Below are 11,494 nucleotides of genomic sequence, written 5' to 3' on the forward strand. Positions count from 1 at the left end.
ATCCCGGATTGATCAACACACTCTTAGCCAAGGTTTTCGGCACCAAGAACGAGCGCGAGGTGAAGCGCCTGCTGCCCGCCATCGAGCGCATCAACGCGCTCGAGCCCGCGATGCAGCAGCTCTCCGACGCGCAGCTGCGCGCCAGGACCGAAGAGTTCCGCCGGCGCATCGCGGAGCGCGTGGACGCGGTCGCGGGCGACGACGAGGACGCGCAGAAGGCGCGCGCCGAAGTCCGCAAGCAGGTCCTCGACGAGATCCTGCCCGAAGCCTTCGCCGTGGTGCGCGAGGCCGGGCGCCGCGTGCTGAACATGCGGCACTTCGACGTGCAGCTCATCGGCGGCATGGTGCTGCACGAGGGCAAGATCACCGAGATGAAGACGGGCGAGGGCAAGACGCTCGTCGCCACCCTGCCGGTCTACCTCAACGCGCTCGGCGGGCAGGGCGTGCACGTCGTCACCGTGAACGACTACCTGGCGAAGCGCGACGCCGAGTGGATGGGCCGCCTCTACAAGTTCCTCGGGCTCACCGTCGGCGTCATCGTGCACGAGCTCGACGACGAGCAGCGCCGCGAAGCCTACGCCTCCGACGTCACCTACGGCACCAACAACGAGTTCGGCTTCGACTACCTGCGCGACAACATGAAGTTCGACCTCAAGGACTGCGTCCAGCGCGTCCACAACTTCGCCATCGTCGACGAGGTCGACTCCATCCTCATCGACGAAGCTCGCACCCCGCTCATCATCTCCGGCGCCAGCGACGAATCCACCGACAAGTACCACCGCGTCGACAAGATCATCCCCAAGCTGAAGCGCGGCGAAGAGATCAAGCAGGGCGAGGACAAGATCCTCACCGGCGACTACGTCATCGACGAGAAGCACCGCACCATCACCGTCACCGACGACGGCTGGGAGAAGGTCGAGAAGCTGCTCGGCATCGGCAACATCGCCGACCCCGAGAACTGGGACCTCAAACACCACGTGGACACCGCCGTGAAGGCCCACGCGCTCTACAAGCGCGACGTCGAGTACGTCGTCAAGGACGGCGAGGTCCTCATCGTCGACGAGTTCACCGGCCGCCTCATGCCCGGCCGCCGCTGGTCCGACGGCCTGCACCAGGCCATCGAGGCGAAAGAGGGCGTGAAGGTCGAGCGCGAGAACCAGACCCTCGCCACCATCACCTTCCAGAATTACTTCCGCATGTACAAGAAGCTGGCCGGCATGACCGGCACGGCGGAGACCGAAGCGCCCGAGTTCTACAAGATCTACAAGCTCGAAGTGGTGGTCATCCCCACCAACATGCCGATGTTGCGCAAGGAGAATCCCGACGTCGTCTACCGCACCGAGAAGGAGAAGTACTACGCGGCGGCCGATGAGATCGCCAAGATGAACCAGACCGGCCAGCCCATCCTGGTCGGCACCACGTCCATCGAGAAGTCGGAGCGGCTCTCCGAGCTGCTGAAAAAGAAGGGCATCAAGCACGTCGTCCTGAACGCCAAGTACCACGAGAAGGAAGCCGAGATCGTGGCGCAGGCGGGACGTTTCGGCATGGTGACCATCGCCACCAACATGGCCGGCCGCGGCACCGATATCCTGCTCGGCGGCAACGCCGAGTTCATGGCGCGCCAGGAGGCGGTCAAGCGTGGCCTCGCCCAGCCCCGCCAGACCGCCGTCGGGCAGGTCATCAAGGGCGAGCAGCGCGCCGATTCCACTCTCTTCTACTACCAGGGCACCGAGTTCGAGATGCCCCTCCTCCAGTGGGAAGAGATCTTCGCGAAGTACAAGAGCGAGACCGACGCGGAGCACGACCAGGTCACCGGCGTGGGTGGCCTGCACATCCTCGGCACCGAGCGGCACGAGGCGCGCCGCATCGACAACCAGCTGCGCGGCCGCGCCGGCCGCCAGGGCGACCCCGGCTCCTCGCGCTTCTACCTCTCGCTCGAAGACGACTTGATGCGCATCTTCGCCAAGGAGTGGGTGTCGAACCTGCTCCAGCGGCTGGGGATGGAAGAGGGCATCCCCATCGAGTCGAAGCTGATCACCCGGCGCATCGAGGCCGCGCAGAAGGCGGTCGAGGCCCAGAATTTCGAGGCCCGCAAGCACGTGCTCGAGTACGACGACGTCATGAACAAGCAGCGCCAGGCCGTCTACGGACTGCGCCGGCAGCTGCTCGAAGGTGTCGAGCAGAAAGAGCTCATCCTCGAGGAATACGTCGCCGGCATCCTCAGCGAGCTGATGGAGAAGCACGTCTCCGAGAAGGCGCACGCCGACGACTGGGACCTCGAGGGGCTGAAGAAGGACGTTTTCACGCGCTTCGGCGTGGACCTCGCGGCCGAGGGCCTGAAGCTGGAGGAGCTCAACCGGCAGGAGCTGGGCGACTCCGTCTTCGAGAAATTGAAGGAGCGCTACGAAGCCAAGGAGCACCTGATCGGCGCCGAGCAGATGCGCTACCACGAGCGCATGCTCATGCTCAGCGTCATCGACCAGCTGTGGAAAGAGCACCTGCTCAACATGGACCACCTGCGCGAGGGCATCGGGCTGCGTGGCTACGCCCAGCACGACCCGCTGGTGGAGTACAAGCGCGAGTCCTTCGAGATGTTCGAAGGCATGATGCGCAAGTTCGAGGAAGACACCGTCCGCTACCTCTACCTCATGCAGATCGTAGACAACGCGACGGGGCGGCCGGTCGAGGTGCAGCCGGAGCAGCCGGCGGGCGGCGACGGTGCGGGCCGGCGCGCGCAGACCACCATCGACGAGATCGAGGCCGAGTTCCAGCGCAAGAAAAGGCGCGAGCTGGAGCAGGCCCGCATGGCCGGCTCCGGCGACCAGGCGCCCGTGCAGCAGGTTCGCCGCGAAGGCGGCAAAGTCGGCCGCAACGATCCCTGCCCCTGCGGCTCAGGCAAGAAGTACAAGAAGTGCCACGGCGCGGCGGCCTAGAAGCGCTGGCGTTTAGCGGGCCTGCCGCTTGCCGCTCATCCACGCCGGCGCGCGAAATAGAGCTTTGCAGAGCGATCCTCCGCGGCCTGCCGCCCGCCGCTAGCCCGTTTCTAGTGGACGGCCGCCTCGGTCGTCTCCTCCGCGCCGCCGTGCAGCGCCTCCACGTAATGCAGCAATTCCACGTAGGCGGCGACGTACGCCCGCCCCGCGGCTACGCTCTGCCCGGCATGCTTCTTCGCCTCCAGCACGCGCGCCACCCGCGCGCGCACCGCTTCCGCCACCTCGCGCTGTAACGCGGCGACCAGCCGTTCGCTGTCGCCCGTCTCGATCGCTTGGTCGGTCGCGGCGATCGCGGGTTCTACCGCGTCGGCCGGCTTGAGCCCGGTGTAAGCCGCGCCTTCGCTCTGCCGGTGCAGCCGGACCAGCGTCTCGAAGAAGTACGTGTCGGCGAGTTCGCGGGCATCAGCCCCTTGGCTGCGCACCTTGAGCGTGCGCGCAAACGCCGCGCGGACTTCCGCTTCCTGCTCCGGTTTCACCCATTTCAGCGCCGGCGTCACGTCCGCGCTCGCCAGCGCGGCGCGCGCGTCGGAGACGACCGGCCCGCCTAGCGTGTCGCAGTGCGCCGCCGCCTGGACCGGCACCATCAGCAGCGCTGTCCACAGCAACGCAGGGACAGCTCGCTTGAAAAAGAGAGACATAAGACCTCCTCGCAGGATTTGCAGGGGTTCTGATGACGGGGAACAGCTCTACCCGCAACGCTCCGCGGCCAGCCGCCGGCCGCCAGCCGCCGGCGACTGTCCTACCAGAGCGGCTTGCCGTCGGGCGTGCGGACGCCCAACACCACCTCGTTCGAGGTGATCTCGCGCGCGATGATGGTGTCGCCGCCCTCGCCGTCCTTCATGCGCGCCCCGATGACTTGCAGCTTCTCACCCTTCTTCAGTTCGATGCCGAACTGCTTCAGGAAGCTGACGGGCGCGATGTGCACCATGATGCGCGCGTCGGCGGTGCGCAGCACCACGTGCGCGCCTTCCGTGTTCGTCACCGGGCAGTCGAAGTCCAGCACTTCGTCCACCGTGCCGATGACCTTCACCTCGGCCGCGCGGTCGTATTTCACGCGCGAATACTTTGTGCCGTCCGGCTTCTGCTCCGGCGGCTTGTTCTGGCTGAGCGACACCGGGGTCAGCAGCGCGAAGAACGCGATGAGCGCGAAGACCAGCAGGAGGATCTTCATGAGGTTCTTCATAGACGCCTCCAGCTGAAAGACTGCTCCTGCCGCGCTCAAAATGACGTGACCGCCGTCACAAACGGGCGTGATTGTTTGGCGCTAGAATGGCTCCGATAAAGCCGAAAAGGAGGCTCCTATGCTGGCTCTTCGGCTGGTCCACCTGATCGAGACGCACTCCGAGAAGCTCTCCGCCAAGATCCTCGGCATCTTCCTCAACTCCCCGGAATGCAGCGACCTGCGGAAGATCCCGCCGGAAGAGCTGCACGCCCGCACGCACGACCTGCTGGAGCACGTGAGCGATTGGCTCACCACCAAGACCGAGGCGGACCTGGAGCGCCGCTACACCGACCTGGGACGCCGCCGCGCCGCGCAAGGCGTGGCGCTCAGCCACTTCATCTGGGCCATCGGCGCCACGCGCGAGGCCATCCACAAGTTCATCCGCGAGGAAGCGCTCATGGACAGCACCGTCGAGCTGGTCGGGATGCTGGAACTGATGACGCGCCTCGACCGCTTCTTCGATCACGCGATGTACTACGCCTGCCGCGGCTACGAGGCGGCCATGCGCCGCGAGGTCGCGCACGCCCAGCGCACGCTCGATATCGTCGCGTCGTTCTAGGAACTCCGGCTTCAGCCGGCAAGACCGCCGCTTACTTCCTCTCGCGGATGGCCGCGAACGTCATCTCGGTCGCGCGGCTGCCGGTGCGCTGCTTCCACTCCTCGAATAGCACCGCGTAGCTCTTGGTGATGTACTCGCGCTCGGCGACGCCGAGCCGCTTCGCGGTCGCGTCGATCCACTCCGGCGGGCCTTCGATCTCGGCGACGTCGCCGATGGGCGTCTCGTCGAGCACGATCTCGCCCTGGCCGTCGCTCCACTCGCTGCGAAACTTCTCGTAGCGGAAGGCCTCCTGCATCCCGAGCGCCCTCAGGATGGCTTCCAGCGCCGCCCCGTCCTTCACTTCTGTCTCGGTCTCGACGCGCGACTTGTGCTTGCCGGCGTCGCCCGGGCCCTTGTGCGTCAGCTTCCACTTCTCGCCGTACTTGCGGATGCGCAGCAGCTCGCCCTGCGCGCGCAGCGGGCGGCCGGGGAAGTCGTACAGCACGTTCATCTCGTGCGTCCGCGGCGTGCGCTCCCGGAAGCCCGCGGCGCCCAGTTGGCTCCTCAGGTCTTCCAGGCTCTTTACCAGGAACTTGATCTCGACTTCGTTCGCCATCGAGAACCAAACCTACCACAGAGACACAGGGACACCGGGGAATGTAGGCAAAAACGGGCTTCTCCGCGCCTCTGTGTCTCTGTGGTGGGTCTTACTTCTCGCGCTCGACCACGAACTCCGGCACCCACAGCAGGGCGCGCTTGATCTCGGAATCGGGGAAGCCGGCGAGATTGTCGCGCGCGGCCTGGGCGTACTCGCTGGCGCGGGCGTTCGCGTAATCGATGGAGCCGTAGCGCGTCAGGATGTCGAGCACCTGCTCGAGCGTGACGGAGCGGAACGCGCGCTCGCGCAGCACCGTCTCGATCATCGCGCGCTCGCCCTTGGAACACCGTTCCAGCGCGTGGATCACCGCGAGCGTGACCTTGCCCTCGCGCAGGTCGCTCCCGACCGGCTTGCCGAGCACGTCGGCGGTGGCGGTGAGGTCGAGCACGTCGTCCACGATCTGGAAGGCCAGGCCGACGTTGCGCCCATAGCTGGCGAGCTTTTCTTCTTCCTCTTGCGAGGCGCCCGAGACGATCGCGCCCAGCCGCATGCACACCGAGAACAGGCACGCCGTCTTGCGGTAGATGAGGTCGAAGTGCTCGTCGGCGGAGATCATCTTGCCGAGCTTTTCCATCTGCAGCAGCTCGCCCTCCACCATCGCCTGCGTCAGGTCGATGAGCGCGTCGAGCACGCGGAAGTTGCGCTCCTGCACCGCGATCTTGAACGACTGCATGTAGAGCCAGTCGCCGGCGAGCACGCACTTGGAGTTGCCCCACTGCGTGTTGGCAGCCGGGCGGCCGCGCCGCGTCTGCGCCTCGTCGATGATGTCGTCGTGCACCAGCGTCGCGGTGTGGATGATCTCCACCACCGCGCCCAGCCGGATGACCGAGCGCCCCGAGTAATTGAACAGCTTCGACGACAGCAGCAGCAGCGCAGGGCGGATGCGCTTCCCGCCTCCGCCGCGCAGGTACTCGCCGATCTCGGTGATGGCGCCGACGTTCGAGACCGTGTCGCGCCCGAACTCGCGCTCGATGGCCGACAGGTCGTCGCGCAGGAGATCGAAGATCTCTTTCGCGTTCACTGCGTTGTTCTGCCGGGTCTCTTTCATCCGCTCTCGCAAATCGCTGACCGCTGATCGCTAATTGCTTCTGTAATTCGTGAACTGCATGTCGATGCCGAAATCGCGCCCCTTCACCAGCGCGATGATCTCCTGCAACGCGTCGCGGTCCTTGCCGCTCACGCGCACCGTGTCGCCCTGGATCGAGGCCTGCACTTTCTTCTTCGAGTCCTTGATGAGCTTCACGATCTCGCGCGCCTTCTCGATCGGGATGCCTTGCTGCATGGTGATCTTCTGCTTCACCGTCGCGCCGGCGGCCGGCTCGATGGCGCCGTAGCTGAGCGCCTTGAGCGGCACGCCGCGCTTCACCAGCTTCTGCTGGAAGACGTCGTTCACGGCCTTGAGCTTGTAGTCGTCGACCGCGGCCAGGTGGATCGCGTCCTTGCCCTCGAGCTTGATGTCCGCCTTCGCGTCCTTGAGGTCGAAGCGCGTGTGGACCTCCTTGAGCGCGTTCTGGATCGCGTTCGCGACCTCCTGCAGGTCGACCTTGCTGACGATGTCGAAAGAGTTCTCTGCCATGGGAACAAGTAGTTTACACAACCAGATTCACCACGGAGGCACGGAGGCCACGGAGAGAACAAGAAACAAACCCTCCGTGTTCTCCGTGTCTCCGTGGTTGAACTAAAGGTTGAACAATCGCCGGAAAGTGCTTGTCGTGGCGGCGCCGACCTCCTCTAGGTCGATGCCGCGCAGTTGGGCGATGTAGCGCGCGGTCTCGGCCACGTAGGCCGGCTCGTTGCGCTGGCCTCGGTGCGGCGCCGGCGCCAGGTACGGGGAGTCGGTCTCGATCAACATGCGGTCGAGCGGCACCGTGCGCGCCGCCTGCTGGATGGCGCCCGACTTGGGGAATGTCACCACCCCGGCGAACGAAATGAAGAACCCGAGGTCGAGCGCGCGCTGCGCCTTCTCCGCGTCGCCGGTGAAGCAGTGGAAGATGCCGCCCAGCCCGGCTGGCTGCCAGTGCTCGCGCAGCAGGCGGAAGGCGTGCTCCCACGCATCGTCGCTGTTCTGCGCCGGCCGGATGTGCAGGATGATGGGCAGCTTGGCGGCGCGCGCGATCTCCATCTGCCGGATGAAGACCTGCTGCTGCGCCTCGGGCGGCGAGTGCTTGTAGAAGTAGTCCACCCCGATCTCGCCCACCGCGATGACCTTCTTCTCGCGGATGAGCCGCTCGATCTCGAGGTAGCTGGCGTCGCTTGCCAGCGCGGCCTCGTGCGGGTGGACGCCGGTCGAAGCGTAGAGCTCTTCGTACTGCTCGGCGAGCCGCGCCGCGCAGTCGAGCGTGCCCGGTCCGGTGCCGTTGCCGATGCACAGGATGTTCTCCACCCCGGCGGCCCGCGCCCGGTCGAGCACCTGGTCGAGGTCGCCCGCGTACTTGGGGCCGTCGAGATGGGCGTGGGAATCGACGAACATTGGGTGATTTGGTGATCGGGGGATCGGGTGGTAGGGCTCAAATTACGCGATTACCCGATTACTCGATCTATTTCAGCCGTGCTCCCACCGGCACGTCTTCCAGGAAGCTCGCCAGCACCGGCGTGCCTTCCTCGCCGAACGAAGCCGCGACGATCATGCCGTTCGATTCCAGCCCGCGCAGCTTCCGCGGCGCGAGGTTTACCACCAGCACGACCTTGCGCCCGATCAGCTTTTCCGGCTCGTACGCCTTCGCGATGCCCGCGACCACCTGGCGGACTTCCGTGCCGATGTCAACTTCCAGGCGCAGCAGCTTGTCCGCGCCCTTCACCTTCTCCGCGAACTTCACCTGGCCCACGCGCATCTCGACCTTCACAAAATCGTCGATGGAGATCTTCGCGTCCGGCGCTGCCGCGGCCGGCGCCGCCGGCCCCGGGCCGGTGGCCGCCTGCGTGGCGGGCTGTCCCGCTTGCGCGCCCGCGCCCGCAGGCTCGGGCGATCTCGTCTTCTTCTTGTCCTGCTCGCGCTCCGCGTCGGCTTCCTTGTGGGCCAGGCTCCGTTGCTCTTCCATCTTCTGCATCCTTTCTATGGCGCTCTTGTCGGCGCGCGGGAACACCGGTTCGATCTTGCCGAGCTTCACCCCGATCTTCAGCTCGCCCCACTTCAGCTTCGCGGGGTTCACCTTCCTGATGTCGCCCAGTCCGAGCTGCCGCCAGATCTTGGCCGTCGATTCCGGCAGCACCGGGTGGACGAGCGCGGTCACGATGCGCAGCGCCTCCGCCGCCGTATAGAGGATGGTGCCGAGGCGCGAGCGGCTCTGGTCATCCTGCTTCTCGCCCAGCGCCCACGGCTCGTTCTCGACCAGGTACTTGTTGACCGCGCCCACCAGCGACCACGCGCTCTCCAGCGCCTTCGAGAACTGGTAGTCGTCGAACTGCGCGCCGAAGTTGGCGATCACCTCGGTCGCCAGCTTGGCGATGGCGTCGTCGCCCGCGCTGCGCGCTGCCGCGGCCGAGGGATACGGCACCTCGTCGCGGAAGTACTTGTTGATCATCGTCAGCGTGCGGCTGGCGAGGTTCCCGAGGTCGTTCGCGAGGTCGGCGTTGTAGCGCGTGACGAGCGCGTCGAAGCTGAACGAGCCGTCCTGCCCGAAGACGATCTCGCGCAGCAGGAAGTAGCGCAGCGCATCCGCGCCCAGCACGTCGAGGATCGTCTCCGCCCGCACGATGTTGCCGCGCGACTTCGACATCTTGTTCTCCTCGAACAGCAGCCACCCGTGCGCCACGATGGACTTCGGCAGCGGCAGCCCCGCCGCCATCAGGAACGCCGGCCAGTACACGCAGTGGAAGCGCACGATCTCCTTGCCGATCATCTGCAGGTCGGCGGGCCAGTAGCGCTCGAACTTCTTGTCGTCCTTCGCTCCGTAGCCCAGCGCCGTGATGTAGTTCGAGAGCGCGTCCAGCCACACGTACATGATGTGCTTCGGGTCGTCGGGCACCGGCACGCCCCACGTGAAGGTGGAGCGCGAGACGGAGAGGTCGCGCAGCCCGGCGCGCACGAACGAGATCACCTCGTTCCGGCGCGTCTCCGGCCGGATGAACTCCGGATGCTCGTTGTAGTACTTCAGCAGCTTGTCTTCGAAGGCCGAGAGCTTGAAGTAGTAGTTCTCCTCGCTCACCGTCTCGGTGGGTCGGCCGCACTCGGGGCAGGGCGCGCCCGGCCCGACCGAATCCACGTACAGCTCGTCGTACACGCAGTATTGCCCGCTGTAGCTGCCCTTGTAGATGTACCCGTTCTTCTTCAGGACCTTCCACAGCGCCTGCGCGCCCTTCTTGTGTCGCTCTTCGGTGGTGCGGATGAAGTCGTCGTAGCTGATCCCCATCCGGTCCCAGAGCGCGCGGAAGGACTGCGCCACGTCGTCGGCGAGCTGCTGCGGCTTCGTGCCTTGCGCCGTGGCCGAGCGCTCGATCTTGATGCCGTGCTCATCGGTGCCGGTAAGGAAGAAGGTGTCTTTGCCGAGCATGCGCTGGCGCCGCGCAATGGCGTCGCACGCCAGCGTGGTGTACGCGTGCCCGATGTGCGGCCGCGCGTTCACGTAGTAGATCGGCGTCGTGAGGTAGAACCTGGGCTTATCGGACATCGTCGTTCTTGAGATTCATTTCTTCTTCGCCGCCTTGACCTTGGGCGAGGAGGTAGACGTCTTGTCGCTGAGCCCGGCGTAGGCGCTCATCGCCTCCTGCATCACGCGCTTCAGCGGCAGGCCGTTCTGCTCGGCGATGCGGCGGCAGTCTTCGTACTCCGGCGCGTAGTTCGCCACCGTGCCGTTCAGGTTCGCGACCTTCATCCGCACCGAGCCCCACGGCGTCTTCACTTCCACCGTGCGGCGCGCAAGCGCGGCGCGTTTCTCCTCCCGCATCCGGACGCCCAGCGTCGTCGTCTCGGAGAAGATGAGCCTGGTCAACTTCTCGGAATCGGCCGGCTTGCACAGCACGGTCAGCAGCATGCCCGGGCGGTTCTTCTTCATCTGCACCGGCGTGGCGAAGACGTCGAGCGCGCCCTCGGCCAGCGCGCGGTCCATCACGTAGCCGAACAGCTGCGGGTTCAGGTCGTCGAGGTTCGCCTCGAGCACCGAGATCTCCTCCTGCCCGCCGGCCGCGGGGGCGCGCAGCTTCGTGGCGTCGACCGCCTCGCCGATGGTGATGCGCAGCACGTTGGGATGATTGGGGAAACTGCGCGAGCCGGCGCCGTAGCCGGTCTTCTCGACCTTGAGCGGCGGGAGCGGCGCGCACTGTCCCGCCAGGATGCGCGCGATGGCCGCGCCGGTCGGCGTCACCAGTTCGGCGTCGATGCCGGAAGAGTAGATGGCGGCGCCCGAAAGCAGCTCCACCGTCGCCGGCGCGGGGACGGGGAAGGTCCCGTGCTGGCACTCGACCGTGCCCGAGCCCACGTTGAGCGGCGAGCAGATCCACTCGTCCACCCCCAGCGCCTCGGCGCCGACCGCCGCGCACACGATGTCCACGATGGCGTCGACCGCCCCGACCTCGTGGAAGTGCACCTTCTCGGGATCGCTGTTGTGCACCTTCGCCTCCGCCTCGGCCAGCGCCTGGAAGATCTCGGTGGCGGTCTCCTTCGCGCCCGAGGAGAGCTTCGACTGCGCGATGAGCTGCTTGATCTCGGCGAGATGCCGGCCGTGCCCGTGCTTGCGTCCCGCCTGCGCTTCCTTGGCCCGCCGCATGCTCTCCGGGATGGGCGCGACCCGCGGGAAGTTGTGCTTCAGCAGCCCGACCTCATTCTCTTTCGCATGCGCGTGCCCGGTCACGCGCTCGTGCGCGTGCTGGTGGGAATGTCCGTGCTTGCGGTCGCCGTGGTCGTGCTCCACGCGCGGCTCGTCCTTCTCGCCGTCGACGACCACGTCCACCTTGGTCGCGGTGATGCCGCTGCGGTCCACCTTGCTGATCTCGAGCTCCGCGCCGATCTCGAGCGCCGCCACGGTCTGCTTCAGCAGCTCAGCCGAGACGCCGGCGTCGACCAGGGCGCCCAGGAACATGTCGCCCGAGATTCCGGAGAAGCAGTCGAGATAGGCGATGCGCATGGGTTTTCGGATGGCTTGAGCAGG

The 11,494-nt window shown here is 66.1% G+C and carries 10 protein-coding genes; 2 read left to right on the forward strand and 8 right to left on the reverse strand.

Features of this window, described 5'->3' with window-relative positions; translation table 11 throughout:
- The first annotated feature begins 8 nt into the window (after positions 1–8).
- Positions 9–2,933 carry a preprotein translocase subunit SecA gene (secA, locus tag VLA96_03845; protein HSE48320.1) on the forward strand — a complete coding sequence of 975 codons (2,925 nt, stop codon included), beginning with the start codon at positions 9–11 and terminating at the stop codon, positions 2,931–2,933.
- Between the two features lie 110 nt (positions 2,934–3,043).
- On the opposite strand, the gene VLA96_03850 is transcribed toward secA, so the two are convergent.
- Together VLA96_03850 and VLA96_03855 are read right to left on the reverse strand one after the other, a co-directional pair.
- Positions 3,044–3,631, reverse strand: a complete 588-nt coding sequence (locus VLA96_03850) for a DUF6448 family protein (protein HSE48321.1) — start codon at positions 3,629–3,631, stop codon at positions 3,044–3,046.
- Between the two features lie 101 nt (positions 3,632–3,732).
- Positions 3,733–4,176: a hypothetical protein gene (locus VLA96_03855; GenBank protein HSE48322.1), complete on the reverse strand. Its 444-nt coding sequence runs from the start codon at positions 4,174–4,176 to the stop codon at positions 3,733–3,735.
- A 118-nt stretch (positions 4,177–4,294) separates the two neighbouring features.
- Here VLA96_03855 and VLA96_03860 point away from each other — a divergent pair, with 118 nt between their 5' ends.
- On the forward strand, positions 4,295–4,774 hold the full coding sequence (locus tag VLA96_03860) for a hypothetical protein (protein ID HSE48323.1): 480 nt from the start codon (positions 4,295–4,297) through the stop codon (positions 4,772–4,774).
- A gap of 31 nt (positions 4,775–4,805) precedes the next feature.
- On the opposite strand, the gene VLA96_03865 is transcribed toward VLA96_03860, so the two are convergent.
- The 6 genes from VLA96_03865 to larC all read right to left on the reverse strand — a co-directional run bounded on the left by VLA96_03865 (position 4,806) and on the right by larC (position 11,470).
- A complete protein-coding gene (locus VLA96_03865) occupies positions 4,806–5,369 on the reverse strand; it encodes a class IV adenylate cyclase (GenBank protein ID HSE48324.1) in 564 nt (187 codons plus the stop codon).
- Between the two features lie 91 nt (positions 5,370–5,460).
- A complete protein-coding gene (locus VLA96_03870; protein HSE48325.1) occupies positions 5,461–6,459 on the reverse strand; it encodes a polyprenyl synthetase family protein in 999 nt (332 codons plus the stop codon).
- A gap of 30 nt (positions 6,460–6,489) precedes the next feature.
- Positions 6,490–6,987, reverse strand: coding sequence for a YajQ family cyclic di-GMP-binding protein (locus VLA96_03875; protein HSE48326.1), 498 nt, complete (start codon positions 6,985–6,987; stop codon positions 6,490–6,492).
- Positions 6,988–7,089: 102 nt separating this feature from the next.
- Positions 7,090–7,881 (reverse strand): TatD family hydrolase, encoded by a 792-nt coding sequence (locus VLA96_03880; GenBank protein ID HSE48327.1) that lies wholly within the window; start codon positions 7,879–7,881, stop codon positions 7,090–7,092.
- Between the two features lie 67 nt (positions 7,882–7,948).
- Positions 7,949–10,018 carry a methionine--tRNA ligase gene (gene metG / locus VLA96_03885; protein ID HSE48328.1) on the reverse strand — a complete coding sequence of 690 codons (2,070 nt, stop codon included), beginning with the start codon at positions 10,016–10,018 and terminating at the stop codon, positions 7,949–7,951.
- Positions 10,019–10,033: 15 nt separating this feature from the next.
- The gene (larC, locus tag VLA96_03890) at positions 10,034–11,470 is read right to left on the reverse strand and encodes a nickel pincer cofactor biosynthesis protein LarC (GenBank protein HSE48329.1); all 1,437 of its coding nucleotides are present in this window, start codon (positions 11,468–11,470) and stop codon (positions 10,034–10,036) included.
- Positions 11,471–11,494: the final 24 nt, after the last annotated feature.

The organism is Terriglobales bacterium, from assembly GCA_035457425.1.
Lineage (GTDB): Bacteria > Acidobacteriota > Terriglobia > Terriglobales > Acidobacteriaceae > JACPNR01.

Excerpts from the sequence above, each read along its gene's own strand:
- VLA96_03850 (HSE48321.1), bottom strand. The coding sequence starts at position 3,631 with ATGTCTCTCTTTTTCAAGCGAGCTGTCCCTGCGTTGCTGTGGACAGCG.
- VLA96_03855 (HSE48322.1), bottom strand. The coding sequence starts at position 4,176 with ATGAAGAACCTCATGAAGATCCTCCTGCTGGTCTTCGCGCTCATCGCG.
- VLA96_03860 (HSE48323.1), top strand. The coding sequence starts at position 4,295 with ATGCTGGCTCTTCGGCTGGTCCACCTGATCGAGACGCACTCCGAGAAG.
- VLA96_03865 (HSE48324.1), bottom strand. The coding sequence starts at position 5,369 with ATGGCGAACGAAGTCGAGATCAAGTTCCTGGTAAAGAGCCTGGAAGAC.
- VLA96_03870 (HSE48325.1), bottom strand. The coding sequence starts at position 6,459 with ATGAAAGAGACCCGGCAGAACAACGCAGTGAACGCGAAAGAGATCTTC.
- VLA96_03875 (HSE48326.1), bottom strand. The coding sequence starts at position 6,987 with ATGGCAGAGAACTCTTTCGACATCGTCAGCAAGGTCGACCTGCAGGAG.
- VLA96_03880 (HSE48327.1), bottom strand. The coding sequence starts at position 7,881 with ATGTTCGTCGATTCCCACGCCCATCTCGACGGCCCCAAGTACGCGGGC.
- metG (HSE48328.1), bottom strand. The coding sequence starts at position 10,018 with ATGTCCGATAAGCCCAGGTTCTACCTCACGACGCCGATCTACTACGTG.
- larC (HSE48329.1), bottom strand. The coding sequence starts at position 11,470 with ATGCGCATCGCCTATCTCGACTGCTTCTCCGGAATCTCGGGCGACATG.